The organism is Ensifer sp. ENS11 (genome assembly GCF_014851895.1).
In the GTDB taxonomy this organism is placed as follows: domain Bacteria; phylum Pseudomonadota; class Alphaproteobacteria; order Rhizobiales; family Rhizobiaceae; genus Ensifer; species Ensifer canadensis.
Genome location: NZ_JACVAN010000011.1, coordinates 1 through 24,272 on the forward strand (window position 1 = coordinate 1; position 24,272 = coordinate 24,272).

Below are 24,272 nucleotides of genomic sequence, written 5' to 3' on the forward strand. Positions count from 1 at the left end.
GCACCGATCCGGCCCGCTCCGGCGCCGGCGGCTCGACCGGCGACATCGGCACCCATGCCTATAATCTCGGCGCCTTCGTCTCCGGGCTGGAACTCGAGGAACTTGCCGCCGACCTCGACAGCTTCGTTGCCGGCCGAAAGCTCGACGACAATGCCCATGTGATGATGCGCTTCAAGAAAAAGGACGGCGAGCGCGCCAAGGGGCTGCTCTGGTGCAGCCAGGTGGCGCCCGGCCACGAGAACGGCCTGATGGTGCGGGTCTACGGCACCAAGGGTGGGCTCGAATGGACGCAGAAGGACCCGAACTATCTCTGGTACACGCCGTTCGGCGAGCCGAAGCGGCTGCTCACCCGGGCTGGTGCCGGCTCCGGCCCGGCCGCCGCTCGCGTCAGCCGCATTCCTTCTGGCCACCCTGAAGGCTATCTCGAAGGGTTTGCCAATATCTACACCGAAGCGGCCCGGGCGATCTTCGCCAAACGAAAGGGCGAGGCGATCGATGCCGCCGTCACCTATCCGACAATCGACGACGGTATGAAGGGCATGGCCTTCGTCGATGCCTGCGTGCAGTCGTCAAAACGAAACGGCGCATGGGTAAAGGTGTAGTCGGAAAGCATGCCGGGGGGCAGGGCGAGGGGTGCCTCGCCCTTTTTCGCGAGTTGACTTTTGCCGGTGTCGCTTTAGGCCCGCCCGCAACAAGAATGAAAATACACAAGGTGAGCGGCCGCCCGCCGGATGCGGGCCGCTGCAAAGGACGAGACAGGCTGATGATCGAAGCAAAAACCCTTGCCCAACGTTTCCCGGGCGATTTCGTGTTCGGAGTGGCGACGGCCTCCTTCCAGATCGAGGGAGCCACCAAGATGGACGGGCGCAAGCCATCGATCTGGGATGCCTTCTCCAACATGCCGGGCCGGGTCTTCGGCCGGCACAATGGCGATATCGCCTGCGATCACTACAACAGGCTCGACGATGATCTCGATCTGATCAAGAGCCTCGGCGTCGAGGCCTACCGGTTCTCGATCGCCTGGCCGCGCATCATTCCCGAAGGCACCGGCCCGATCAACGAGAAGGGCCTCGACTTCTACGACCGTCTCGTTGACGGCCTGAAGGCGCGTAACATCAAGGCCTTCGCCACGCTTTATCACTGGGACCTGCCGCTGGCGCTGATGGGCGACGGCGGCTGGACGGCGCGCACCACGGCCTACGCCTTCCAGCGTTATGCCAAGACTGTCATCGCTCGGCTCGGCGACCGGCTCGACGCGATCGCGACCTTCAACGAGCCCTGGTGCTCGGTGTGGCTCAGCCATCTCTACGGCATTCACGCGCCGGGCGAGCGCAACATGGACGCGGCGCTGCACGCGCTGCATTTCACCAACCTGGCACATGGCCTCGGCGTCGACGCCATCCGCTCGGAGCGGCCGAACCTGCCAGCCGGCATCGTTATCAACGCTCATTCGGTCTATCCCGGCAGCGACGCTGCTGCCGACAAGGCGGCCGCTGAGCGCGCCTTCGATTTCCACAACGGCGTCTTCTTCGGTCCGATCTTCAAGGGCGAGTATCCCGAAAGCTTCATGAGCGCGCTCGGCCATCGCATGCCCGATATCGAAGACGGCGACATGGAAACGATTTCGCGGCCGCTCGATTGGTGGGGCCTTAACTACTACACGCCAATGCGCGTCAGTGATGATGCTGCCGCCGGTGCCGAATATCCCGCGACGATCAACGCCAAGCCGGTCAGCGACGTGAAGACGGATATCGGCTGGGAGGTCTATGCGCCGGCGCTCGGCCAACTGGTGGAGACGCTTAACGCCCGCTACGACCTGCCCGATTGCTACATCACCGAGAATGGCGCCTGCTACAACATGGGCGTCGAAAATGGTGCGGTCGACGACCAGCCGCGGCTCGACTACATCGCCGAGCACCTGTCGGTGACGGCAGACCTGATTTCCAAGGGCTACCCCATGCGCGGCTACTTCGCCTGGAGCCTGATGGACAATTTCGAGTGGGCCGAAGGCTACAAGATGCGCTTCGGCATCGTGCATGTGGACTATGAGACGCAAGTGCGCACGATCAAGAAGAGCGGCCACTGGTACAAGTCATTGGCCGAAGAGTTTCCCGCGGGCAACCACATCTGATGGCTGGTGCCTTGCGCGCCCGTTGAGGCGTGCAGAGCTCAGGTTGATGGCAAACCACTGCGATAGCCTGGTTGACGGGCGAAACATGCTGTTCTCCTCATCCTCGCCCTTGTAGCGGGGATCCAGCGGCCCGACGTCTGTCGGGCCAACAGATCTTTCAACCCAAGGACTTGGGCTGGCTGGATTCCTGTGACAGGCACAGGAATGAGGGCGCTTTGGGAGTCAACAAGACACGTGAATGTCGAACAGGTCATATGGATGACTTTGTCATCAGTCTTGCGCGCCCATTGAGGCGCGCAAGACGTCCTGTCAATCGAAGCGCCCTGGGGCCGCTTTGCGCACCGGCAGCACCTCGAGGCTGCCGCGGTCGAGCTGGGCCAGGACTTCCTTGAAACCGAAACGCGGCTTCCATCCGAGCGCGCCGATGGCGGCACTCGGATCGTAGATACGGTCGATCGATGCCGGCAGCGACCAGCCGCGCTCGGCAAAGGCCTGAGCAAATTTGCTCGCCCGCTCCCGCAGAACCGAGGCTGCATCGCTTGCCAGATGACGGCAATCGGTCGGCAGGAAGGCCGGCTCGCCTGAAATGACGAACCGCTGAAAGGCAGGCCCGTCATTGTCGAGCGCCGCCACATGCGCGTCCGCCACATCGCGGACGTCGATGCCGCGGTGCAGCCGATACGCCGCCATGCGGTCGGCCTGCTCCGGAAAACATCTGGACATACGCAGGACACGGATATGCAGCGCCCGGTCGGCGGCGTTTTCCAACAAAGCCTCGGCGGCAAGCTTGGTGTGATGGTAGATCGTGTGCGGTTGCGGTGGCGTTTCCTCGGTGATCCAGGTGCAGGCACCCTCTTTCACCGCATGGCCGTACAGTGCCGTCGTGCTGGTGAAGACGATACGGCGGACGCCGGTGGCTTGAGCCGCGGCAATGACGAGATGGGTGCCCATCACATTGACGCGCTCGAATTCCGCGTCCGGGATCGTATCGACGTGTGGCGCATGCAGAGCAGCCGCATGGATGACGGCATCGGCCCCCTGCATGGCGCGTTCCAGGAGGACACCGTCGACAAAGTCACCTGTGATCTCCGTCGTCGCAAAAGGCGCGCGGTCGATGCCGATCACGTCGTGATCGGGCGTCAGGGCATTGTAGATCGCCCGGCCGATGCGCCCCGAACTTCCGGTCAAAACGATGCGCATCCGCTCTCCTGCCTTTCGACTCAGTCTTGTTGTGTTTCGTATCAGAGAACTGTGCTCAGTAAACTGTGAAGTCCGCCACAATCTCTGCATAGCCGTTGAAGCAACAACGCGCTGCGCAGTGCCATCATTCCGGTGCGTATTGCGAAGCTGTCCGTCTCAACCCCTTGATCCGCCAACGCCCCTTGTTCTATGCGTTAGCGACAGCGAATAGGCGTGCGGGGCGCCTGGGGGACTATCGATCATGGAAATCTTCACCTCTGCCGGGCTGCTGGCGCTTCTGCAGGTCATCGTCATCGACCTGGTTCTGGCCGGCGACAATGCCGTCGTCATCGGCCTTGCAGCCGCCGGTCTGCCGACCGAGCAGCGCCGCAAGGCGATCCTGGTCGGCATTCTTGCCGCCACGGTCCTTCGCATCGCGCTTGCCAGCGTCACGGTACAGCTTCTCGATATCATCGGGCTGCTGCTGGCCGGTGGCCTTCTGCTTCTCTGGGTCTGCTGGAAGATGTGGCGCGAGATCCGCGCCGGCGGGGCCGAAGATTTTGAGGGCGAGGGGGCCAATTCGGCGCCGCGAAAGACCTTCCTTCAGGCAGCCATCCAGATCGTCATTGCCGACGTCTCGATGTCGCTCGACAACGTGTTGGCGGTCGCCGGCGCTGCGCGCGAGCATCCGACGATCCTCGTCTTCGGCCTCATCCTTTCGATCGCGCTGATGGGCATTGCCGCCAGCTTCATCGCCCGGCTGCTCAACCGCTATCACTGGATCGCCTATGTCGGTCTCGCCATCATCCTCTATGTGGCACTCAACATGATCTATCGCGGCTCACTCGAAGTCTGGCCGCATCTGGCGCCGGTCGCTCACGCCATCGGCGTTTGACCGTCATCGGCAGATCGTGCGCATCGGCCCGCTTATCGGGCCGGTGCGCAGCAGGCTTCTTTCAGCGCCATTTGCGAAAGAGCGGTTTTTTCCGCAAACGTGAAGCAACCCGGAAAATCATACCTGTAAAAGCCGGGATCTATTGTCCATAAGGGCCGTAGATTATGTCGCATGTTCTTCCTGCGGCAACGACGTTGAACTCACCGGTTGGCTAATGCTAGAGAAGTGCTCCCTGTTCCGAATGCGTTGTCGAATGTCGGCCTGACAAGACGCGCCTTCCATCCCGCGCCCCGAGTCCGGGATTTTGAGTTTCGAGCATCCGAGAGCACCTATGTACCCGTCCATAACGATAACGCCTCTTTCGGGGGTATCCGAACGATGAGCGTTTCCGCCTATAAAGCACCGGCGCCCGGCGATGCCGCCGTCATCTTCGACGGCGTTTCAAAGCATTTCGCAGCGTCCGGCAAGAGCGGCGGCTTTACCGCGCTCGACAACGTCTCCCTTTCGGTCGGCCGCGGCTCGATCACCGGTATCATCGGCCGCTCCGGCGCCGGCAAGTCGACGCTGATCCGCCTGGTCAACGGGCTGGAGAAGCCGACGGGCGGCAAGGTGCTCGTCGACGGCGTCGATGTCGGCGCGCTCGACGAGGCGGGTCTTCGCACGTTGCGCCGCTCGGTCGGCATGATCTTCCAGCATTTCAATCTGCTGTCGTCGCGTACCGTGTTCGGCAATGTGGCGCTGCCGCTCGAAATCGCCGGCATGGACAAGGGAGCCATCGAAAAGCGCGTGCGCCCGCTGCTCGACCTTGTCGGGCTTGCCGACAAGCATGGCCGTTACCCCTCCGAGCTTTCCGGCGGCCAGAAGCAGCGGATCGGCATCGCCCGGGCGCTTGCGACCGAGCCGAAGCTGCTTTTGTCGGACGAAGCGACATCGGCGCTCGATCCCGAGACGACGCAATCGATCCTGGAACTGCTGAAGCGCATCAATGCCGATCTCGGCCTGACCGTGCTGCTCATCACCCACGAGATGGAAGTGGTGAAGGCGGTCACCTCCGATGTCGCCGTCATCGATCACGGCCGCATTGTCGAACGCGGCCACACCTTCGATGTCTTCACCCATCCGAAGCACGAGACGACACGGGCGATGCTCTCCGGCCTGCCGGGCTCGAAGCTGCCCGACGCAGTGTCCCGCGCGCTGAAGCCGCAGGCTGCCGTCGGCGACCGCGCCGTCGTGCGCCTGACCTTCTTTGGCGCGGCGGCAGAACGGCCGCTGATTTCGCAGCTGATCAAGTCGGTCGGCGCCGAGGTCAACATCATCGCCGGAACGATCGACGAGATCGGCGGCCGGCCCTACGGCTCGCTGGTCGTCGCCTATGGCGCGGATGCGGAAACCGCAGGCCGTGCCGAACGCTTCTTCACTGAAAACGGTCTGGTCACGGAGGTGCTCGGCTATGTCGCCTGATATCCTGTTAAAGATCTGGGGTGCCACGCTCGACACGCTCTACATGGTCGCGGCCGCCGGCCTGATCGGCTCACTGATCGGCTTGCCGATCGGCATATTCCTGGCGACCAGCGGCAAGGGCGAACTCTTTCCGGCACCGACGATCAACCGCATCGTCGGGCTGATCGTCAATGCGGCGCGCTCGACCCCGTTCATCATCCTGGTCGTTGCCATCATTCCCTTCACCCGGCTTCTCACCGGAACGTCGATCGGCACCAAGGCGGCGATCGTGCCGCTGACGATCGCGACCATTCCCTTCGTTGCACGTCTGGTGGAGGCGGCGATCCGCGAGATTGACAAGGGACTGATCGAGGCGGCCCGTGCCATGGGTGCCACGCCGATGCAGATCGTCTTCAAGGTTCTGCTCGCGGAGGCCCGCCCGGCGCTGACGATGGCGCTGACCATGACAGCCGTCAGCCTCATTGGTTACTCCGCCATGGTCGGCGCGGTCGGCGGCGGCGGGCTCGGCGATCTCGGCATCCGCTACGGTTACCAGCGCTTCATGCCCGACGTGATGCTCGTCGTCGTCATCGTGCTCATCGTGCTGGTGCAGCTGGTGCAGAGTGCCGGCGACGGACTGGCACGCCACTTCGACAGGCGTAGCCGCAAGAACTGATTTCCCAGGACATTCAAATCACCAACAAGGAGATACCCATGAAGAAGCTCATCATTGCTGCGGCAATCGCAGCCCTTACGGCCGGTACCGCACTGGCCGAAACCATCAAGGTTGGCGTGACGCCGGGCGAGCACGCCCAGATCATGGAGAAGGTGAAGGAAGTCGCGGCGCCCAAGGGCCTCGACATCGAGATCCTCGAATTCTCCGATTACGTCGTTCCGAACCAGGCGCTTGCCGACGGCGACCTCAACGCAAATTCGTTCCAGCACCAGCCTTACCTCGACAACCAGATCGCCGATCGCGGTTTCGATATCGTCAGCGTCGGCACCACCATCACCACGCCGATGGGCGTCTATTCGAGCAAGGTGAAGAGCCTCGACGAGCTGAAGGATGGCGCGACGATCGGCATCCCGAACGATCCGACCAATGGTGGCCGCGCGCTGCTCGTGCTCGCGTCCAAGGGTCTCATCAAGGTCAAGCCGGAAGTCGGCCTGAAGGTGACCCCATCCGACATCACAGAAAACCCGAAGAACATCACATTTGCCGAACTGGATGCGGCCCAGCTTCCGCGCTCGCTCGCCGATGTCGACGCAGCAGTGATCAACACCAACTACGCGCTCGAGGCCGACCTGCATCCGAAGGAAGACGCCATCGCCATCGAAGGCGAGAAGTCGCCCTACGCCAACGTCATTGCCGTGCGCACCGCCGACAAGGACGCGCCCTGGGTGAAGACGCTCGTCGAAGCCTACCACGACGAAAAGGTGAAGACCTTCATCAACGAGACCTTCAAGGGCGCGCTGATCCCGAGCTGGTAATTTCCAGCCCGTAGAAACCCGATATCGAACCGCGCGCCGTACCCCGGCGCGCGGTTTTCTTTTGAATGCTGGCTGCGGCGCGCTATCTCCTCTGCAATCACAGGAGGAGGCCGGCATGAAGGGTGGATGTCACTGCGGCGCCATACGGTATGAGGCGAAGCGGTCGCCGTCCTATTCCGGCTTTTGCCATTGTCGCGATTGCCAGCGGATCACCGGTACCGGGCATTGCTGCTACATGATTTTCGATCGTTCGGATGTGATTGCGACGGGGTCTTGTCGCGGCTACCAGACCATTGCTGCGAATGGCAACATTTCCATCCGCCATTTCTGCGAGACCTGCGGCAGCCAGGTTTTTGGAAGTGGCCTGCCGGATGATGGTCGACTGACGGTCTATGCCGGCACGCTTGACGATCTCTCCGAGTTCACGCCAACGGATGCGATCTTCACGCGCAGCCGGCCCAAATGGGATCGGGCGGCGATGGCCCTGCAGGAATGCGAGGCGCTGCCGGGCTAGAGGCGAGACAGCAAGATTTGCCCCTCGCTCTAACCCTCTCGCCGCATGCGGGGAGAGGGTACGTGGCCCGGGTGCAGGGTTGCCGGCGGTTCCGTTACGGAAAATACTGACTTGATGTGAATGGGCGGTTCTTTGGGATACGGATGGCGCGGCATCTCCCTTCGCCCCGCTTGCGGGGAGAAGGTGCCGGCAGGCGGATGCGGCGCGACTTCTTCGACAGCCGCTTCAGCTTCCGAGATGTTTCTCGCCGCGCTTTTTGGCAAGCGTGATCTGGCGTTGCCGCTGGCGGTAACGCTCGCGGTCCTCGTCGGTGCGGACTTCGTGGCAATGGATGCAGGACACGCCTTCCTCGTGGTGCGGGGAGGCGAGGTCGGCCGGGGTCAGCGGCTGGCGGCAGGCGTGGCAGAGCGTGTGCTCGCCCTCTTCAAGCCCGTGCGTGACCGACACGCGGTCGTCGAAGACGAAGCAGGCGCCTTCCCAGAGGCTTTCCTCCTGCGGCACCTCTTCGAGATACTTCAGGATGCCGCCCTTGAGGTGGAAGACCTCGTCGAAGCCCTGCTCCTTCATGAAGGCGGTCGCCTTCTCGCAGCGGATGCCGCCGGTGCAATACATGGCGATCTTCGGCTTGTTGTGCAGGCCGGCATTGTTGCGCACCCAGTCTGGAAACTCGCGGAAGGTCTTGGTCTGCGGATCGACCGCGCCCTTGAATATGCCGATCGCGGTCTCGTAGTCGTTGCGCGTGTCGATGACGATCGTTTCGGGATCGGAGATCAGCGCGTTCCAATCCTTGGGATCGACATAGGTGCCGACGATCTTGTTGGGGTCGATGTTGTTGACGCCCATGGTGACGATTTCCTTTTTCAGCCGCACCTTCATGCGCAGGAACGGCATCGAGGAAGCACGGCTTTCCTTGTGCTCCAGGCCCGAAAATTCCGGCTGCGAGCGCAGATAGGAAAGCACCGCCGTGATGCCGGCGTCGGTGCCGGCGATCGTGCCGTTGATGCCCTCATGGGCGAGAAGCAGGGTTCCCTTGACGCCATTCTCGTCGCAAACGGTCTGCAGCGGTTCGCGGAATTCGGCGAAACGCGGGAAGGCGACGAAATGATAGAGCGCTGCGACCATGAACTGGCCATGCGTCTCGGGGCGCGGGGTCGTTGAAATGTCGGTCATGGGGCGTGCAAATACAGCTTTCGCGCCGCAAGTGCAATCCGGACCTCCCCTCCAGGGGCCATCTGTCGCGGCCGGCGGCTAGCGACTGGCCTCCAGCCAAAGGAGCCGGATGGTCCGGCTCTCGACATCCGGCGCATCGAGAAAGACGTTGGCTGCGCGATCCAGCGCCTCTAAGCGCAGGCTTTCCTGGCGAGCGATGACAGCGGAGATCAGATGAGCCTGATCCTGGCTGTCGCCGGCAAGGCCTGGATCCTCGTTGACGAGCGAGGTCATGACGTCGAGGTCGTTGAGGTGGCCGAGAATTTCGACCAGCGCTTTGGCATCCAGGCGTTTTGCCTGCATCGCCGAGGGCCAGGCCTCACGCATCAAGGCAAGGTGCATGCGATAATCCTGCGCGCGCTTGCGCAACTCGTGGAAGGCGGCGGCCTCGGTGCTTGCCTGGCAGGCCTCAACGGCGCGGGCAGCGCGCTTCAACGTGCGCCGCCAGCCCTTCGCCAGCCGGTCGGCCGTCTTGCGGCGACGGTCGTCGAAGGAGACATGGGCAAGCGCCGCCATGGCCTGTTCGCAATTGACGATGGTGGCTGCGATCCTGTCCTCGATATCGGTTTGGCCGGCGGCAATCCGGTCGCGTCGCTCGGCCAGTCGCGAGCAGACGCGGTCGAGCGCCTTCTCCTCGTCGTCGCTACGGGCGCCCTCATGCAGATAGCGGGCATTTTCGACGAGCGCGGCGGCGTCCCTGACAGCCGAGAGATTGCGCGCCATGTTGCGAATGCGGGCATTCTCCTGTTTTTGAAACAGCGGCGCGTCGGAGGCGATGAGCCGATAGAGTGCACGCAGGCGCTTGAAACACTTGCGGGCGTCGTGGATTGCCTCGTGCACGCCATCAGGGCGCAGCCGCAGGACCTCGATCGCCTGCTCGAATTGTTCGGCGCCGACATTTTTGAAATCGTCGGTGAAGGCCCCGCCTGGGCGGAAGGCGTAGCTCATGCTTGTTCTTCCACAGGCCCGTTGGTGGCGAGCGCCTGGTTGGAATAGCGCCGGTCCCCGGTGATCTCCGGTCCCAGCCAGTCGGGAAGTGCGGGCAGATCGGTCTCCCGCTTCATCTCGACCTCGGCGACGACGAGCCCCTCAAGTGCGCCTTCGTAGACGTCGACCTCCCACACAAAGCCCTTGTGCGGCACCCGGTAGCGCCGTTTCTCGATAACGACGCCCACTGCCTGGGTCAGCATTTCGCTGGCGTCGTCCATCGGCAGATCATATTCGTATTCATTGCGGACCAGCGCCGACTTGCCGATCTTGATTGTCAGCCGCGCCCATTTGTTGCCGTGGATCCGCACGCGCACGGACCGGTCGTCCATAGTGACGACATAGGCCTGCCGGAGCTGGGTGCCCTTGTCGGCACGCTCCCGCCAACCGTCGGAGGCCACCAGGAACTTGCGCTCTATCTCCTTCGCCATGGGTATCCCGCATTTCGAGAGGGTCGATGTCATCAAACTATCGTTTTACGGGCAAGGCTCAAGCATCTCTTTGTTGTCGAAGTTATTTTCTTTTTTGCTTATGTATGAATGGTGAACCGGCTTGGTGTTCGGCCTCGACAAGCGGCAGCAGGCGGAGTATGCGGAACGCATATTCAATCGTTTTAAAAGGACGATCTGCATGAGTGCGAAAACCGACAAGCTTCTTTCCATCCTCAAACTGCAGCCGGTCGTCCCGGTTCTGGTGATCGACGATGTGGCGACCGCCGTGCCGCTGGCGCGGGCGCTCGTCGCCGGTGGACTGAAAGCGATCGAGATCACCTTGCGCACGCCCGCGGCGCTCGAAGCGATCCGCGCCGTTGCCAACGAGGTCGAGGGTGCGGTTGCCGGTGCCGGCACCATCCTCAATGCCGCCCAGTTCGAGGCGGCGATCGAAGCCGGTTCGCAGTTCATCGTCAGCCCGGGCACGACGCAGGAGCTGATCGACGTTGCCAACGACCACGACGCCCCGTTGCTCCCGGGTGCTGCGACCGCCAGCGAAGTCATGGGCCTGCGCGAAGAAGGCTACGACGTCATGAAGTTCTTCCCGGCGGAACAGGCCGGTGGCGCTGCCTATCTCAAGTCGCTGTCGTCGCCGCTTGCCGGCACCTTCTTCTGCCCGACCGGCGGCATCTCGCTTTCGAACGCCCGCGACTACCTGTCGCTGCCGAACGTCATCTGCGTCGGCGGCTCGTGGGTGGCGCCGAAGGATCTGGTGACGAAGGGCGACTGGGCCGGCATCACCAAGCTTGCGGCCGAGGCCTTTGCGCTCAAGGGCTGAGGCTCGCCCGATCGCTTGAGAATTTCGAGGCCGGGCGTCAGTCCGGCCTTTTTCGTGTGCCCGGCCATTTTCGTGCGCAACGCGAGTTTGTATTTCCAGTGCAACGTTCCTATGTCTCAATCGGTTTGATGGAGCGGGTGCAGGCGGCGCCCTGTTCCGCATGGTTTTTAATCCGCCTGGAACCGACAAGGAGCGAAACCCCATGTTCGACGCGAAGAAATTGCTGGACCAGTTTCTCGGATCGCAGGTGCCGGGAGCGGGTGGCTCGGTGCGCGACCGCGCCGGCCAGGTTACGCAACTCGCCAAGGACAATCCGCTGGCAACCGGTGCCATCGCCGCCGTTCTGCTCGGCACCAAGTCGGGCCGGCAGCTGACCGGCAATGCGGCCGTGCTCGGAGGGCTCGCAGCCATCGCCGGCCTCGGCTATCAGGCCTACAAGAACTATCAGTCCGGCAACGCGCCGGTCACCGATCCCACCGCCCAGAAGCAGCCTGAACTCTTGCCGCCGCCGACCGATTCCGGATTTGCCGCCGAGCCGGAAAAGATCAGCCACGACTTCGCGCTTATTCTCGTGCGCGCCATGATCGCCGCCTCGCGCGCCGACGGCCATATCGACGAGGTCGAGCGCCGCCACATCATGGATAAGCTTTCGGTGTCCGGTCTGTCGGCCGATGCGTCGGCGTTCCTCGAGGGCGAGCTGGCCAATCCGGTCGATATCGACGCCATCGTCAACGCTGCGAAGACCGAGGAAGAGCGCGTCGAGGTTTATACCGCGTCGCGCCTGACGATCGAGCCGGAAAGCCGCGCCGAGCGGGGCTATCTCGATCTGCTCGCCGGTCGCCTCGGCCTTCCCGATGCGCTGGTCGATCATATCGAAGCGACCGTGTCGTCGGCCAAGGTCCCGGCCTGATCATTTCGCTCATGGATTGATCACCAGTTTGAATTTGTGTCGGCCGCTTCTCTGCCCTATGCCGAAGTCGATAGCGCCGCGCGTCTTACCAGACGCGCAAAGGTCGCTATAGCACTTTGAATTGCTGCAGCCGGAGAGGTGGCCGATGCGTGATCTGAGCAACTGGAAGGGATGCCCGGCACCGAAGCCGGTGGCGATCGAGGGTCGCTATGTCCGGCTTGAACCCTATGACCGTGCGATGCACAGGCAGGACCTCTGGGATGGGCTCGGCGGTATGGGCATCAATCCGCTGCTCAAGTATTTCGCGCAGGCCGATTTCCGCGGCATCGACGATTTCGACACCTGGCTGACCACTGCCCAGGAAAAGGGCGGCTGGGTCACGGAAGTGTTCCGCGACAAGGCGAGCGGCAAGGTCGTCGGTATGGCGAACTACATGCGCGCCGATCCTGCCAATGGCGTCGTCGAGGTCGGGTCCGTTGCGCATGGTGCGGCGATGGCCCGTTCGCCGCTGTCGACCGAGGTGCATTACCTCATGGCCAAGCATGTCTTCGAGGATCTCGGCTATCGCCGCTACGAGTGGAAGTGCAACAGCGAGAATGAGCCAAGCCGGACGACGGCACTCCGCCTCGGCTTCAGTTTTGAAGGCATTTTCCGCCAGCATATGATATCCAAGGGCGGCAACCGCGACACGGCCTGGTTCTCGATGATCGACAGCGAATGGCCGCTGCTCAATGCCGCATTCGAAAACTGGCTGTCGCCTGATAATTTCGATGCCGATGGTCGTCAGAAGCGGCGGCTGGAAGATATTCGCGCGGACCTCGCGCCAAAGGAGTGAGCGTGAACGCGCCCGAGAAGACGAGAGAAAACCAAGCCCCTAAGGAAAAGTCGCCGGCGATCGCCGCGGCCGTCATTCTGGCCGTCGTCGGCGTCGGCTTCTTCGTGCTACCGTCGATCATGCTGAGGCTTGGCGATATCTCGGTGTGGCTCGCCGGCGCCTTTGGCGTCGTCTTCGTTCTCGGCTTCTTCCTGATCTTCTGGCTGCGCGCGCGGCATCAGCGCAAGCGCGGGCTGTGATGGTAAGGTCTAGGGGCCGACGTGCAGGGAGTTGCCTCGGAAGACCCGTCCACAGCGTGCCTGGTTCCTCAATAGCGTTTTTTCTTTCGCACACGCGTGAAGCCGATTTGATCGGGCGTTAGCTCTGGGTCGTCTTCAAGACGGTAGCCGAATGAGTACCACGCGTCAGAGACATTCCGCGCGCCGGATGGCGGCGCCCAATAGTGATCGACAACCCAGAACGAGTAGCCGCCTCCAACGTCGGTCGCCGCAATCCCGTGCGTTTCGGAAAGCCAGAGCCTGAAAGCGGTGGCTTCACCGGACCAGATGTATTTGATTGCCCAGCCGGCCCGTGCGAGGTTGGCGGCGATTTCCTCGAACTCAAGCGTGTCGAAATTCATCTACCGTGTCCGTGTGGCGGCTCCACGCACGACGTACGTTGACCTCCCCCGGGGTGGGGGAAAGGGGCGGGCTTGCGGAAGCGGCGCACGTCCTGGCGAACACATAGCTGCCTTATCCTTGCAGCGCGGCGCCCAGCAAGACCAGTCCCAAGATAATCACGAGCAGGGCGCCTGCGATCTCGATGCCGTTCGAGACGCGGGCGGCCGATGCGGCGCTTGACGCGTAGCGCACGGCGAAACCCTTTGCCGTGACGGCCAGCGTCGCCAGGATCGATACCGTGATGGCGGTGCCGATCGACATGGCGAAGACCGACAGGATGCCGCCGAGATAAAGGCCGTTGAGTAAGGCGAAGGACAGCACGATCAGTGCGCCCGAGCACGGACGCAGACCGACGGCGACGATCGCCGACCAGGCCTCGCTGATGGCGAAGCGATCGCCCTTGAGCATCGACGGATCCGGCGCATGCGCATGGCCGCAGGTGGAGCAGACTTCGCCGGCGCCATGGTCGTGGTGATGATGCGTGTGGTCATGGCGATGGTGGGCATGGTCGTGATGATCGTGTTCGTGCTCGACGTGAACATGCCCGCCGCCGGCCGTTGCCATGAGAGCCGTCGGACGCATCATCGAGCGCAGTTTGCGAAACAAGAGCCAGCCGCCGAAGGCTGCGATCAGGGCGTAGCTGGCAATTTCCAGAGAGCGCGTCGCGTCAGTCATGCTGATCGAGGATCCGCGCAAAAGAAGATAAACCGCGCCGACAAGCAGGATGGCGACGACCCCCTGCAGGATCGACGACATGAAGGAGAGCAGCACGCCGCGCTTCAGCTCAGTCTCGTTGGCGATCATGTAGGAGGAGATGACCGCCTTGCCATGGCCGGGGCCGGCGGCATGGAAGACGCCATAGGCAAAGGAAAGGCCAATCAGCGACCAGAGCTGCCAGGGGTTTTCGCGCATGCCCTTCAGCGAGCCTGTCAGCGTGCGGTAGAAGCCCTGCTGCTCTGCATTCACCCAGGCAAAGAAGCCGCCGAGAAAGCCGGTGGTCTGAAACGACGGTTCGGCAGTGCCGATGCCGAGCGGCGATTGCGCCGCGGCAAGGCCGGCCGACAGAGCGGTCAACACGAGCGTCGCGGCAATCAGGCGGCCGATCCTGCGGGTGTTCAGCATGTGATCTCTATCCTGGTTGCAAAGAGCTTCGACATGTCGGTGCCGGTCGGGTCGCTCCAGAAAGCATCGGTCAGCGTGTCCTTGTTCTCGGCAAGGACTTCGTCAGGATCAGGGCGGACGACCTTGTGTTCGCAGGCGGCGATCTTGTCGCCGACCACGGTCAGGTCGTCATCGGTCGGGAAATCCATGGCCGTGTACATGGTCGGGTCGTAGACGCCGAAGGAGAGCTTGCCCTTGAGCGGCATCGGCTCGGCCGGCTTGACCGCGAAGATCATCAGCAACTGGCCGTCCTTGTAGTCGACGGTGATGTGCTCAGGTTTGCTGACCTTGATGGATTTGCCGTTTTCCAGGGCCGTCGTGTAGTAGTTGTACTCCGACAGTGACTCCAGCACGGTCTGGCCGACTTCCGCCAGTTCGTCCGGGTCGAGCGTGGCGTTCGAGTTCTTGTCGAAGTCGAGAACGACACTTGCGGAAAATAGCTCGTCGAAACGCCAGACATTTCTCAGCTCGCTCACCTCACCCTTGTCGTCGGAGGCCACTTCCAGGCGGGCCTCGGCGAAGATGTGCGGATGGGCAAAGGCCAAAGTCGGCGCAAGCAGGATGGCAAGGCCGGCCACGACGAGGCGCTTAATTCTCATGAAACGGCAATCCTTTCAGTCAGGGCGCAGCAGTGCCTTCGAATCGTTCCCGCAATGTACTGGAAATGGGACGGATTTGGGACCTTGCCGCGTCAATGCGGCTTGCGGAACCAGGCGTGCAGGTAGTCGACGAGGGTGCGCACTTTGGCCGGCAGGTAGCGGCGGTGCGGATAGATCGCATAGATGCCGCGGTCCCTGGGCAGGAAATCGTCAAAGAGCGTGACGAGTTCGCCGGTGGCAACCTTGGGCCGTGCGATGAAATCGGGAACCAGCGCCACACCGATGCCGGAGACGGCAGCGCGCACCGAGGCAAGCGGACTGTTGACCTCGATCGGGCCACTGACGGGAACGGTGAAGGAGGAACCGTCAGGCTCGATGAAGCGCCAGTTGGAATAGGACTTTCCATTGGTGTCGAGAATGCAGGGGATCTTCGAAAGGTCGGTCGGATGTGCGATCGGCCCGACCTTCTCCACGAAGTCCGGAGCGGCACAGATCAGGACCTGGAAGTCGTCGAGCTTGCGCGCGATCAGCGTCGAATCCTCAAGTCGGGTGATACGGATGGCGACATCGAAGCCCTCTTCGACGAGGTCGACGAAGCGGTCGTCCGAAACGATCTCCAGCGACAGTTCCGGATGCTGCTTGCCGAAATCGACCAGCGACTGGCCGATCTCGGCGTCGACGAAAGTGCGGGGCGCGGTGATGCGCAGCCGGCCCTTGAGGTCGGAATTGTTGGCGCGCACGAGATCGGCGAGATTGTCGATTTCCTTCAGGATTTCCGACGCGGTGCGATAATAGGTGTGGCCGGCTTCCGTCATCGAGAATTGACGTGTCGTGCGGTTAAGCAGAAGCGCGCCGAGTTCGTCCTCAAGCTCGCGCACATATTTCGACAAGAGCGCCTTCGACCTGCCGACGCGGCGGGCGGCGGCCGAAAACCCTTCGGCGTCCACGACATCGATGAAGGCGCGGATGCGGGTGAGCGTGTCCATGGCCGGTGTTTCCTTCGTCTTTCCTGGTCGCGGGAGCCTTGATTCGCCGCGAATGCTTCTTTCACGTTTCTCTGTTCGGCGGCTGTCTTTGTGGCCGGTTCGGTCCGCTCTTCGAATTTTGACGACCGGATAGGCGAGGTCTTAAAATAAATCCAGTTCTTTCAAGCGTTTGTGGCGGTCACTGCGTCGCTGTCGATTGTTCAGTAAACGTGAACACTGACAGTGTTGCCGGTCTCGAAAAAAATTCAACAGCGGCCGCGAAAAAACTCTTGATTACGACAAGGTTTTTTCTTACCTACGCCCTTGCCCAAAGTCGCACGTGCCTGTGGGTGTCCGCCGACCCTCGATTAGGTGAGGGTATCGGTAAGGTACCTGGAACTAACCCCTCCAGTCGCTATTCCGGCCAACCGGGAAATGCGAGGACATCTTGAAGCAACGACGGTGCGGGCCTTTCTGGTGTCTGCCGGCTCTCCAACAGCCGGGGTTACTGAAGAGGCACACCTTCATTGCCGGAAGTGCGGTTGGGTTATCCCCTCCAATCCATGGCAGACAAAGCCGAATTGAAGCCTAGGCGGGCTTTGATTCACCGTTCGCGCATCGAGCGCATGCTTGGTTCCGGGGTCTCCACCGGCTGGTTCCAGAGCATTCGCGCGTATGCCCTTTGTCCTCCGCGAAAGCGGAGCATTTTGGATCAGGGGAATAAGGCCATGACCACGGCACGCATCATCGACTTCATCAACACCCGACGACCCGACGGCCCTTGCCTCGTTGTCGACCTCGACGTCGTGCGCAACAATTTCAAGGCCTTCCGCCACGCGATGCCGGACAGCTCGATCTATTACGCCGTCAAGGCAAACCCGGCGCCGGAAATCCTGCGCCTGCTCGCCGGCATGGGCTCCTCCTTCGATTGCGCGTCCGTCGCTGAAATCGAAATGGCGCTCGACGCCGGTGCGACCGCCCAGCGCATTTCCTATGGCAACACCATCAAGAAGGAGCGCGACATTGCCCGCGCGCACGCTCTCGGTGTGTCGCTCTTTGCCGTCGACAGCCATGAGGAAGTCGAGAAGGTTGCACGTGCCGCCCCTGGTGCCCGCGTGTTCTGCCGCGTCCTGACCGATGGCGAAGGCGCCGAATGGCCGCTGTCGCGCAAGTTCGGCTGCGTCCCGCAGATGGCTGTCGACGTGCTCGTCTACGCCCATCAGCATGGCCTCGTTTCCTACGGCGTCTCGTTCCATGTCGGTTCGCAGATGACGAAGCTCGACGCCTGGGATTCGGCTCTTGCCGATGCCAAGCGCGTCTTTGTGCAGCTGGCCAAGCAGGGCATCGAGCTCAAGATGGTCAACATGGGCGGTGGCTTCCCGACGAAGTACCTCAAGGACGTGCCGACCGCTGAAGCCTACGGCCAGGCGATCTTCGGCGCGCTGAAGAAGCACTTCGGCAACCACATCCCGGAAACGATCATCGAGCCGGGTCGCGGCATGGTCGGCAACGCCGGCGTGATCAAGGCGGAAGTCGTTCTCGTTTCGAAGAAGTCTGATAACGACAGCCACCGCTGGGTGTTCCTCGACATCGGCAAGTTCGGCGGTCTCGCCGAAACCATGGACGAGGCGATCCGCTACCCGATCCGCACGGCCCGTGACGGCGACGAAATGGAGCCCTGCGTGCTTGCCGGCCCGACCTGCGATTCGGCCGACGTGCTGTACGAGAAGAACATGTATCCGCTGCCGATCACGCTCTCGATCGGCGACGAGGTTCTGATCGAAGGCACCGGCGCCTACACCACGACCTACTCGGCCGTCGCCTTCAACGGCTTCGAGCCCTTGAAGTCCTACGTGATCTGATCCGGTTTGCTCCCGTCCTCGGGCGGGAGCGCCATTTCACAATTTCCTTAGATGCCGCCTGAAGCGGTTTTGATGACGGGAGGCCCGGATGGCCGCTGTTGTTGATGCCCTGCGCGCGTTTTTCGCGCCGTCCACATTCGTTATCGATAACGAAAACCCGGGTGACGTCGTTGCCCGCGAAAACCTGCTCGATCGGGCGATGGGGCCGGAGCGGCGTCGCAAGTCGTCGGAAAAGCTGCGCAGCGGCCGCGTGCCTGCCGAAGGCCTCGCCTTCGTCGCCCGCGATCTCGATGGTCACGTGATCGGCACCGTTCGCCTGTGGAATGTCGAGGCCGGCGTCAGCCGCGAAGGCCACAGCATTCCAGCCCTGCTGCTCGGTCCGCTGGCAGTCGATCCCGCCCATGAAGGCAAGGGCATCGGCGGCATGCTGATGCGTGCAGCGATCGAAGAGGCCAAGAACCGCGGTCACGGCGCGATCCTGCTGGTCGGGGATGCCGCCTATTACGAGCGTTTCGGCTTCTTCGCCGCGCGCACGCAGCATTTGGTCATGCCCGGTCCGTTCGAGCGCAACCGTTTCCTGGCGCTTGAGCTTCGGGATGCCTGGCTCGAGGGCGCTGCCGGCCTCATCGTCGCCAATGGCCGCAAGTTGGCGCTGCCGCCGGTCAGGCGCGCGGCCTGATCTCTTTCCGTCTCCAACCCTGCGGGGGCGGATTTTTCGCTGCTCCCCCATCCGCCTCATGCGAGGGGTGGGGGAGCAGGTCATAAAAACCCGAGATCACGCCTCCGTGGCAGACGGTCGCGCGTCGTAGCAGACGAAGGCAAGCTTGTTGCCATCGGGATCGCGCACATAGGCGGCGTAGAAGCCGTCTCCGTATTGCGGGCGAAAGCCCGGTTCGCCCTCGACACTGCCGCCCTGTTCCATCGCCGTTGCAAACAGCCGGTCGATGATCGCAGCGCTTGGCACGAGGAACGCGGTCATGGCGCCATTGCCGATGCCGGCGGGATTTCCGTCGAAGGGATAGCCGGTGAAGAAACGCGGCGCGCGGTCATCATCCTTGCGTCCCCAGGACGCCACCTGCTCGTCGCACCAGCAGCGCTCCTGACCGATCAACGCCATCAGCGGATCGTAGAACCGTTCGGCGCGTTTGAGATCGGTCGTTCCGACCATCGTATATCCGATCATGTCTTCTCCCTTGTCTTGGCTGGCATCGCTCATACCTGGCTAAGGAAGGACCGTCCGCGCGGCGACAGCCGATAGCCGACCGTCAGGCTTTCCGTCAGCCCTAGTTCCTTCAGTTTGCGGATGCGTGGCTTGAGCTTGAGTTTATCCATGCCGACCTGTTCAGCGATCTCGGCGGCGGTAATCCCGTCGCGCGAAGCAATCAGGCGGAGTGTCGCTTCGGCCCAGATCTGACCGGCGGCCTCGTCAAAGCGGGCGAGCCTGGCGGCAATCTTGGCCCAGTCGGATTTCGCAAGCGTCGCGTCATCGCGCAAGGACAGACGCGGATCGTCGCCCGCGCGGTGGAAGGCGATGCGGTAAAGCGTGCCATCGGGCCTGCCGTCGAGTTCGGCGAGCAATGCCTCACGCGTCGGGAACCCGGCGCGACGTGCGTCCTCTATGCTGATGTCTTCGGCCTCGGTGGTCTCGATCGCGTCGATCGACAATATGCCGGCCGCTGTGCGCAGGCTGCCGCCGGCCTTGACTGTTGGCCTGGTCCAGCGCCGAAAGGCCAGTGTCACGTCGCCCTTGGCGATCTGGTAGAGAATGGCCTTGCGGAACAGCATGTCAGTTTGTGGCGCGGCGATAGAAAGCGAGGGAACCGGCAAGGGCAAGCAGGGCGCCGCCACAGATACGCTCGAGCCAGACGGCCCCGGAATGCTTGAGAAAACGAGCCGCCTGGGAGCCGAGTAGCGCGTAACCGAGCATCACGGCAAAATCGACAGCGGCGAAGACCAGGGCAAGTACTGCGTATTGCGGCGCCTGCGGCAAGGCGAGGTCAATGAACTGCGGCAGGAAGGCCGAGAAGAAGAGATAACCCTTCGGGTTGGTGACGGCGACCAGAAAGCTCTTCAGAAAAATCGCAGGCGTCGCGACGTCGGCGGCGCCTTTGTCGATGGCGACATCGAGCGTTCCCTTCGACCGCAACAGCATGACGCCGAGAAAGGCGAGATAGGCGGCGCCGAGCCATTTGACGACCGTAAACCAGAATTCCGAGGCAGCGAGTAGCGCGCCGAGACCCAGCGCCACCGCGCCGATCAGCACGAAATCCGAGAGAACGGCGCCGATCATGCCCACAAGCGCACGCTTGATGCCGTAGCGCGAACCGTTGGTCAGCGCCAACAGCACGGTCGGGCCCGGCGTGGCGATACCGATGAAAGCGACAAAGGCGAATGCGAGGATGGTTGTACCGCCCATGGGACACTCCGGTGTGCAGGGCGAATCTGTCTCACACCTTTGGCGTCGGAGCAACCGCCAGAATGCGTTCAGAAAGATCCACCGAGCGCGCGACGACGAGATCGACGCGATGGTCCTTCTCGGGATCGGTCTCGCGCTGGAGGGAGTGGGGGTAATCGACTTCGAGTTGAGGCTTCCTCTCCGGCCCGAGCAGCAGCGATGCCGTCAGCGCCTGCGTTTTGCGCGGTAGAGATAGGCGCAATAGGTGCTGCGTCTCGTCTTGAGACGATGAGCTGATGACCCCCAGACATGTTATCCGCTCTTTTTCTTCGTCGGCAAGGCAAAACGCCGGATTTGACAGTTCAGGTCGCTGGCCCTAATGGACGCGGAGGGCAAGGGCCCCTGCCGTCCGCGAGCGTCATGCTTTGGTGAAGCCCTTCTTTCAGACACGGTCAGCCGAAACGGCATGCGAACCGGTGGCAATGCGGGCTCCCATCTCTGATAATGCATGCCGCAGCAGGAGACCCTGTCATGATGCGCGGATCAAACACGCTACCATCGCTCGATGCCCTCAAGGACCAGGCGAAACGCCTGCGATCGCGGCTATCCTGCGAAGGCGAGAATATCAACCACTCCCGTTCCCTCGAACTGGTCGCCGCCCAATATGGCTACCGCGATTGGAACACGCTTCACGCTGCCGCCGGCAATCGGCCGCCGTTCAATCCCTGGATGCTCGGCTCGCGGGTGAAGGGCCTTTATCTCGGTCAGCCCTTCGAAGGCGAAATCCTTTCAGTGCAGGCGCTGACGGCCCAGCCGGGGCGCTACCGGTTGACGATGAAATTCGACGAGCCGGTCGATGTCGTTACCTTCGAGAGTTTCTCCGCGTTTCGCCAGCGGGTGACCGCGACGGTCGACGAGACCGGGCGCACGATCGAGAAGACGTCCAACGGCCGCCCACAGTTGGAGCTGGAATGGTGAGCGGCCCTTGCTGCTGCCGTGCGATCATCACGGTTGCGACTTGCCGGCTGTTGGCTTTTCAGCAGACTTCCCCGAAGCCAAGTGCTTCGGGGACTTAATCACCGTAGCTTTTCGCGCGACGATACCCCACTGATGCACCAATCCGTTCATCGCATCCGTTGGCATCATCATTAGTTGCGAATGAGTTGCATTTGCATTATCAATGTAGTTGCGAACGGTTCGCAATAAGGCGAGCCGATCAAATCGGGCCTTGTGGCATCGCCTCTGCAATCCGGAGCGGACACGTGGAGCCGTATCGGGCGAGGGGCGACTTCTATGGACAATTCGGTGAGGCAAGATCTGCTGAAACGGCGCAGCCTGCTGATGGGTGGGCTGGCGGCCGCCGGCGGCACCGCGATCTGCGCCGGCGCGGCGCCGGCGCAGATCGCGTCCCACGGTGGCGGCCACCAGATGGCCGCGCGGGCGTCCGAAGGCATGGCGGCACCGATGCCGGCGATGGGGCACGGCGCCATGATGACGGTCGGCGACGTCGATAACACCGCCAACGGTTTCGATCCGACCGACATGCTGACCGACTGGGACACCGGCACCGTCTCGGTACTGCCGGATGGGCGAACGCTCCGGACCTTCGAGATGGCTGCCGAGGATCGCGACATCGAAATCGCGCCGGGCATCACCTTTCCGGCCTGGACCTATAACGGCCGCGTGCCTGGCCCGGCGCTTCGGGCCAAGGAGGGCGAGCGCCTGCGCATCGTCTTTCGCAACTACGCCTCACACCCGCATTCGATCCACTTTCACGGCATTCACGCGGCGCGGATGGATGGCGTACCGGGGGCCGGCATGGTCGATCCCGGCGATGAGTTCGTCTATGAATTCGACGCCAAGCCTTTCGGCTGCCATCTCTATCATTGCCATGCGATGCCGCTGCGTCGGCATATCCACAAGGGCATGTACGGCGCCTTCGTCATCGACCCGGACCCGGAGCGCCATCCGGATCAGATCGACGTCGCCCGCTCGCGGCTCATCGGCACGCCGGAGAACGCCGGCTGGCAGGAACTGGTGATGGTGATGAACGCCTTCGACACCAACTTCGATGCCGAAAACGAATTTTACGCGGTCAACACCGTCGCCCATGCCTTCATGAAGCGGCCCATCCGGATCGTGAAAAGCAAGCCGGTGCGCATCTACCTCATCAATGTCATCGAGTTCGATCCGATCAATTCGTTCCATCTGCACGCGAACTTCTTCGATTATTACGACCAGGGAACGACGTTGACGCCGACGCTTAGAACTGTCGACCTCATCACCCAGTGCCAGGCACAGCGCGGCATTCTGGAGTTCACCTTCGCCGAGCATGAACCCGGCCTCTACATGTTCCATCCGCACCAGACCGAGTTTACCGAACTGGGTTGGGTCGGCATGTTCGACGTCGTGGAGGCGCTGGCATGAACGAAACCCTGCCGAGGGCCGCTATCCGTGCGGCGAAAACCAATCTGGTTTGGCTGGCGCTGCCGCTCATCGCGTTGGCCATCGCCGTCGCCTGGATCCTGTCGGCCGATCCGCTGTCGGGCTTTCGCAACGGCGCGCCGCCGGTGGAAAACCTGACCTTCGAACGAACCGTGCTCGACGACAGCGGCCTTCGCCTCTTGGTTCGCGCCGGTGGATCGGAGCCGATGACGGTGGCGCAGGTTCAGGTGGATGACGCCTACTGGCAATTCACCCAGGATCCGCCTGGTCCGATCGCGCGGGGCAAGGCGGCATGGCTGAGCCTGCCCTTCCCATGGATGCTGGGCGAGGCGCATGCGCTGAAGGTGGTGACCAACACTGGCGCCACCTTCGCCCACGACATTGCCGTTGCCGTGCCGACGCCGCAGGCGACGGCAGGTCAATTGCGACTGCAGGCGCTGGTTGGCATCATCGTCGGCATCGTGCCGGTCGCCGTCGGCCTGATGTTCTACCCGCTGCTGCGTGGCGTCGGCCAGGCGGGCATGGCGTTTCTATTGTCGCTGACGATCGGCCTGCTCGCCTTCCTGCTGATCGATGCAAGTGCGGAAGCCCTGGAACTGGCGTCGCAGGCCGCGGCAATTTTCCAGGGGCCGGTCATGGTGGTGCTTGCGGGGCTTGGCAGCTTCCTGTTGCTGATGGCGATCGGCCGGCGCGGCGGCGTGCCGACCGGGCTGGCGCTTTCCACCTATATCGCGCTTGGCATCGGGCTGCACAATCTCGGCGAGGGGCTGGCGATCGGTGCTGCCTTTGCCGCAGGATCGGCCGGGCTCGGTACCTTCCTGGTGCTCGGCTTCGCCCTGCACAATGTGACCGAAGGCATCGGCATCGCCGCGCCGATCCTGAAACAGCGGCCCTCGCTATGGGTCTTTGTCGGCCTGACGCTGCTTGCCGGCGGGCCGGCGGTGATCGGCATGTGGCTCGGCAGCCTGGCAACGTCGGCGCAATGGTCGGCGCTGGCGCTGGCGATCGGGGCCGGCGCGATCCTGCAGGTGATCGTCGAGGTCAGCGCTTACCTGATGCGCCAGAGCGGAAAGCGGATCGAGGTCCTCCTGACGCCGCCCGTCATGAGCGGGCTCGTTGCCGGCGTCGCCTTCATGTACGTGACCGCGGCAGTGGTGAAAATCTGATTGTTTGTGGATCGCTGTCATGAGCGATTTGGCAGCCCCTCATCCCGCTGCCGCGACCTTCTCCCCGCAGGCGGGGAGAAGGGACTCGTGGCGCGGTTTCGTCCGGCCAGATATTTCGGCATTCTTTGACAGAGCGTATGCCACGTCCCCTCGCCCCGCT

Annotated in this window: 28 protein-coding genes; 16 read left to right on the forward strand and 12 right to left on the reverse strand. The window is 62.6% G+C overall.

The window, feature by feature from the left end; translation table 11 throughout:
- A partial coding sequence (locus tag IB264_RS20370) for a Gfo/Idh/MocA family oxidoreductase (protein ID WP_245449194.1) occupies positions 1-602 on the forward strand: 602 nt, incomplete at its 5' end.
- A 161-nt stretch (positions 603-763) separates the two neighbouring features.
- Positions 764-2,131 carry a GH1 family beta-glucosidase gene (locus IB264_RS20375; protein ID WP_038576503.1) on the forward strand — a complete coding sequence of 456 codons (1,368 nt, stop codon included), beginning with the start codon at positions 764-766 and terminating at the stop codon, positions 2,129-2,131.
- A 309-nt stretch (positions 2,132-2,440) separates the two neighbouring features.
- Here IB264_RS20375 and IB264_RS20380 read toward each other — a convergent pair whose 3' ends face one another.
- The gene (locus IB264_RS20380) at positions 2,441-3,331 is read right to left on the reverse strand and encodes an NAD(P)-dependent oxidoreductase (RefSeq protein WP_025424901.1); all 891 of its coding nucleotides are present in this window, start codon (positions 3,329-3,331) and stop codon (positions 2,441-2,443) included.
- Positions 3,332-3,572: 241 nt separating this feature from the next.
- Here IB264_RS20380 and IB264_RS20385 point away from each other — a divergent pair, with 241 nt between their 5' ends.
- From IB264_RS20385 to IB264_RS20405, 5 genes are all read left to right on the forward strand, one after another.
- Positions 3,573-4,205 (forward strand): TerC family protein, encoded by a 633-nt coding sequence (locus tag IB264_RS20385; RefSeq protein WP_025424900.1) that lies wholly within the window; start codon positions 3,573-3,575, stop codon positions 4,203-4,205.
- 378 nt (positions 4,206-4,583) lie between these two features.
- Complete coding sequence (locus IB264_RS20390; protein WP_025424899.1) at positions 4,584-5,666, forward strand: methionine ABC transporter ATP-binding protein; 1,083 nt, start codon at positions 4,584-4,586, stop codon at positions 5,664-5,666.
- Entirely contained in the window at positions 5,656-6,321 is a 666-nt protein-coding gene (locus IB264_RS20395; RefSeq protein WP_025424898.1) for a methionine ABC transporter permease, read from the forward strand. Before IB264_RS20390 ends, IB264_RS20395 begins: the two co-directional genes overlap by 11 nt.
- Positions 6,322-6,359: 38 nt before the next feature.
- Entirely contained in the window at positions 6,360-7,136 is a 777-nt protein-coding gene (locus IB264_RS20400; RefSeq protein WP_025424897.1) for a MetQ/NlpA family ABC transporter substrate-binding protein, read from the forward strand.
- 115 nt (positions 7,137-7,251) lie between these two features.
- Positions 7,252-7,650, forward strand: a complete 399-nt coding sequence (locus IB264_RS20405; RefSeq protein WP_025424896.1) for a GFA family protein — start codon at positions 7,252-7,254, stop codon at positions 7,648-7,650.
- A 225-nt stretch (positions 7,651-7,875) separates the two neighbouring features.
- On the opposite strand, the gene IB264_RS20410 is transcribed toward IB264_RS20405, so the two are convergent.
- From IB264_RS20410 to IB264_RS20420, 3 genes are all read right to left on the reverse strand, one after another.
- Positions 7,876-8,820, reverse strand: coding sequence for a rhodanese-related sulfurtransferase (locus IB264_RS20410; protein ID WP_025424895.1), 945 nt, complete (start codon positions 8,818-8,820; stop codon positions 7,876-7,878).
- A 78-nt stretch (positions 8,821-8,898) separates the two neighbouring features.
- Complete coding sequence (locus tag IB264_RS20415) at positions 8,899-9,807, reverse strand: CHAD domain-containing protein (RefSeq protein WP_025424894.1); 909 nt, start codon at positions 9,805-9,807, stop codon at positions 8,899-8,901.
- A complete protein-coding gene (locus IB264_RS20420; protein ID WP_025424893.1) occupies positions 9,804-10,277 on the reverse strand; it encodes a CYTH domain-containing protein in 474 nt (157 codons plus the stop codon). The genes IB264_RS20415 and IB264_RS20420 overlap by 4 nt, the downstream gene beginning before the upstream one ends.
- Before the next feature lie 199 nt (positions 10,278-10,476).
- Between IB264_RS20420 and IB264_RS20425 the strand changes: the two genes are divergently transcribed.
- The 4 genes from IB264_RS20425 to IB264_RS20440 all read left to right on the forward strand — a co-directional run bounded on the left by IB264_RS20425 (position 10,477) and on the right by IB264_RS20440 (position 13,099).
- Entirely contained in the window at positions 10,477-11,115 is a 639-nt protein-coding gene (locus IB264_RS20425) for a 2-dehydro-3-deoxy-phosphogluconate aldolase (RefSeq protein WP_025424892.1), read from the forward strand.
- Between the two features lie 202 nt (positions 11,116-11,317).
- Positions 11,318-12,025: a tellurite resistance TerB family protein gene (locus IB264_RS20430; protein ID WP_025424891.1), complete on the forward strand. Its 708-nt coding sequence runs from the start codon at positions 11,318-11,320 to the stop codon at positions 12,023-12,025.
- Positions 12,026-12,170: 145 nt separating this feature from the next.
- On the forward strand, positions 12,171-12,860 hold the full coding sequence (locus IB264_RS20435) for a GNAT family N-acetyltransferase (RefSeq protein ID WP_038575716.1): 690 nt from the start codon (positions 12,171-12,173) through the stop codon (positions 12,858-12,860).
- Positions 12,861-12,862: 2 nt separating this feature from the next.
- Positions 12,863-13,099, forward strand: a complete 237-nt coding sequence (locus IB264_RS20440) for a hypothetical protein (RefSeq protein WP_057207582.1) — start codon at positions 12,863-12,865, stop codon at positions 13,097-13,099.
- A gap of 68 nt (positions 13,100-13,167) precedes the next feature.
- Here IB264_RS20440 and IB264_RS20445 read toward each other — a convergent pair whose 3' ends face one another.
- The 4 genes from IB264_RS20445 to IB264_RS20460 form a co-directional block, all read right to left on the reverse strand.
- On the reverse strand, positions 13,168-13,479 hold the full coding sequence (locus tag IB264_RS20445; RefSeq protein WP_025424889.1) for a hypothetical protein: 312 nt from the start codon (positions 13,477-13,479) through the stop codon (positions 13,168-13,170).
- 112 nt (positions 13,480-13,591) lie between these two features.
- Positions 13,592-14,641 carry a nickel/cobalt transporter gene (locus IB264_RS20450; protein WP_025424888.1) on the reverse strand — a complete coding sequence of 350 codons (1,050 nt, stop codon included), beginning with the start codon at positions 14,639-14,641 and terminating at the stop codon, positions 13,592-13,594.
- The gene (locus IB264_RS20455; RefSeq protein WP_025424887.1) at positions 14,635-15,279 is read right to left on the reverse strand and encodes a DUF1007 family protein; all 645 of its coding nucleotides are present in this window, start codon (positions 15,277-15,279) and stop codon (positions 14,635-14,637) included. The genes IB264_RS20450 and IB264_RS20455 overlap by 7 nt, the downstream gene beginning before the upstream one ends.
- A 92-nt stretch (positions 15,280-15,371) precedes the next feature.
- Positions 15,372-16,265 carry a LysR family transcriptional regulator gene (locus tag IB264_RS20460; protein ID WP_025424886.1) on the reverse strand — a complete coding sequence of 298 codons (894 nt, stop codon included), beginning with the start codon at positions 16,263-16,265 and terminating at the stop codon, positions 15,372-15,374.
- 707 nt (positions 16,266-16,972) lie between these two features.
- On the opposite strand from IB264_RS20460, the gene odc2 reads away from it, so the two are divergent.
- Positions 16,973-18,106, forward strand: coding sequence for an ornithine/lysine decarboxylase (odc2, locus tag IB264_RS20465; RefSeq protein WP_025424885.1), 1,134 nt, complete (start codon positions 16,973-16,975; stop codon positions 18,104-18,106).
- A gap of 88 nt (positions 18,107-18,194) precedes the next feature.
- Positions 18,195-18,785, forward strand: coding sequence for a GNAT family N-acetyltransferase (locus IB264_RS20470; RefSeq protein WP_025424884.1), 591 nt, complete (start codon positions 18,195-18,197; stop codon positions 18,783-18,785).
- A 96-nt stretch (positions 18,786-18,881) separates the two neighbouring features.
- Here IB264_RS20470 and IB264_RS20475 read toward each other — a convergent pair whose 3' ends face one another.
- From IB264_RS20475 to IB264_RS20490, 4 genes are read right to left on the reverse strand one after another with little or no spacing between them, the layout of a single operon-like run.
- Positions 18,882-19,289 carry a VOC family protein gene (locus IB264_RS20475; protein ID WP_025424883.1) on the reverse strand — a complete coding sequence of 136 codons (408 nt, stop codon included), beginning with the start codon at positions 19,287-19,289 and terminating at the stop codon, positions 18,882-18,884.
- Between the two features lie 29 nt (positions 19,290-19,318).
- A complete protein-coding gene (locus tag IB264_RS20480; protein WP_025424882.1) occupies positions 19,319-19,891 on the reverse strand; it encodes a hypothetical protein in 573 nt (190 codons plus the stop codon).
- A gap of 1 nt (position 19,892) precedes the next feature.
- A complete protein-coding gene (locus IB264_RS20485; RefSeq protein WP_025424881.1) occupies positions 19,893-20,522 on the reverse strand; it encodes a LysE family translocator in 630 nt (209 codons plus the stop codon).
- Between the two features lie 31 nt (positions 20,523-20,553).
- Positions 20,554-20,763 (reverse strand): hypothetical protein, encoded by a 210-nt coding sequence (locus IB264_RS20490; RefSeq protein WP_038575712.1) that lies wholly within the window; start codon positions 20,761-20,763, stop codon positions 20,554-20,556.
- A 272-nt stretch (positions 20,764-21,035) separates the two neighbouring features.
- Here IB264_RS20490 and IB264_RS20495 point away from each other — a divergent pair, with 272 nt between their 5' ends.
- The 3 genes from IB264_RS20495 (at position 21,036) to IB264_RS20505 (ending at position 24,112) form a co-directional block, all read left to right on the forward strand.
- Positions 21,036-21,479 (forward strand): glyoxalase superfamily protein, encoded by a 444-nt coding sequence (locus IB264_RS20495; protein ID WP_057207659.1) that lies wholly within the window; start codon positions 21,036-21,038, stop codon positions 21,477-21,479.
- Positions 21,480-21,842: 363 nt separating this feature from the next.
- Positions 21,843-22,928 (forward strand): multicopper oxidase domain-containing protein, encoded by a 1,086-nt coding sequence (locus IB264_RS20500; protein WP_171520449.1) that lies wholly within the window; start codon positions 21,843-21,845, stop codon positions 22,926-22,928.
- Entirely contained in the window at positions 22,925-24,112 is a 1,188-nt protein-coding gene (locus tag IB264_RS20505) for a ZIP family metal transporter (protein ID WP_025424877.1), read from the forward strand. The genes IB264_RS20500 and IB264_RS20505 overlap by 4 nt, the downstream gene beginning before the upstream one ends.
- Positions 24,113-24,272 lie beyond the last annotated feature (160 nt).

Bases quoted from the DNA above. Each gene is read 5' to 3' on its own strand.
- IB264_RS20400 (WP_025424897.1), top strand. From the start codon at position 6,360: ATGAAGAAGCTCATCATTGCTGCGGCAATCGCAGCCCTTACGGCCGGT.
- IB264_RS20450 (WP_025424888.1), bottom strand. From the start codon at position 14,641: ATGCTGAACACCCGCAGGATCGGCCGCCTGATTGCCGCGACGCTCGTG.
- IB264_RS20475 (WP_025424883.1), bottom strand. From the start codon at position 19,289: ATGATCGGATATACGATGGTCGGAACGACCGATCTCAAACGCGCCGAA.
- IB264_RS20415 (WP_025424894.1), bottom strand. From the start codon at position 9,807: ATGAGCTACGCCTTCCGCCCAGGCGGGGCCTTCACCGACGATTTCAAA.
- IB264_RS20500 (WP_171520449.1), top strand. From the start codon at position 21,843: ATGGGTGGGCTGGCGGCCGCCGGCGGCACCGCGATCTGCGCCGGCGCG.
- odc2 (WP_025424885.1), top strand. From the start codon at position 16,973: ATGACCACGGCACGCATCATCGACTTCATCAACACCCGACGACCCGAC.
- IB264_RS20445 (WP_025424889.1), bottom strand. From the start codon at position 13,479: ATGAATTTCGACACGCTTGAGTTCGAGGAAATCGCCGCCAACCTCGCA.
- IB264_RS20380 (WP_025424901.1), bottom strand. From the start codon at position 3,331: ATGCGCATCGTTTTGACCGGAAGTTCGGGGCGCATCGGCCGGGCGATC.
- IB264_RS20505 (WP_025424877.1), top strand. From the start codon at position 22,925: ATGAACGAAACCCTGCCGAGGGCCGCTATCCGTGCGGCGAAAACCAAT.
- IB264_RS20495 (WP_057207659.1), top strand. From the start codon at position 21,036: ATGCGCGGATCAAACACGCTACCATCGCTCGATGCCCTCAAGGACCAG.
- IB264_RS20410 (WP_025424895.1), bottom strand. From the start codon at position 8,820: ATGACCGACATTTCAACGACCCCGCGCCCCGAGACGCATGGCCAGTTC.
- IB264_RS20390 (WP_025424899.1), top strand. From the start codon at position 4,584: ATGAGCGTTTCCGCCTATAAAGCACCGGCGCCCGGCGATGCCGCCGTC.
- IB264_RS20405 (WP_025424896.1), top strand. From the start codon at position 7,252: ATGAAGGGTGGATGTCACTGCGGCGCCATACGGTATGAGGCGAAGCGG.
- IB264_RS20470 (WP_025424884.1), top strand. From the start codon at position 18,195: ATGGCCGCTGTTGTTGATGCCCTGCGCGCGTTTTTCGCGCCGTCCACA.
- IB264_RS20485 (WP_025424881.1), bottom strand. From the start codon at position 20,522: ATGGGCGGTACAACCATCCTCGCATTCGCCTTTGTCGCTTTCATCGGT.
- IB264_RS20460 (WP_025424886.1), bottom strand. From the start codon at position 16,265: ATGGACACGCTCACCCGCATCCGCGCCTTCATCGATGTCGTGGACGCC.
- IB264_RS20375 (WP_038576503.1), top strand. From the start codon at position 764: ATGATCGAAGCAAAAACCCTTGCCCAACGTTTCCCGGGCGATTTCGTG.
- IB264_RS20480 (WP_025424882.1), bottom strand. From the start codon at position 19,891: ATGCTGTTCCGCAAGGCCATTCTCTACCAGATCGCCAAGGGCGACGTG.
- IB264_RS20425 (WP_025424892.1), top strand. From the start codon at position 10,477: ATGAGTGCGAAAACCGACAAGCTTCTTTCCATCCTCAAACTGCAGCCG.
- IB264_RS20435 (WP_038575716.1), top strand. From the start codon at position 12,171: ATGCGTGATCTGAGCAACTGGAAGGGATGCCCGGCACCGAAGCCGGTG.
- IB264_RS20420 (WP_025424893.1), bottom strand. From the start codon at position 10,277: ATGGCGAAGGAGATAGAGCGCAAGTTCCTGGTGGCCTCCGACGGTTGG.
- IB264_RS20395 (WP_025424898.1), top strand. From the start codon at position 5,656: ATGTCGCCTGATATCCTGTTAAAGATCTGGGGTGCCACGCTCGACACG.
- IB264_RS20455 (WP_025424887.1), bottom strand. From the start codon at position 15,279: ATGAGAATTAAGCGCCTCGTCGTGGCCGGCCTTGCCATCCTGCTTGCG.
- IB264_RS20385 (WP_025424900.1), top strand. From the start codon at position 3,573: ATGGAAATCTTCACCTCTGCCGGGCTGCTGGCGCTTCTGCAGGTCATC.
- IB264_RS20430 (WP_025424891.1), top strand. From the start codon at position 11,318: ATGTTCGACGCGAAGAAATTGCTGGACCAGTTTCTCGGATCGCAGGTG.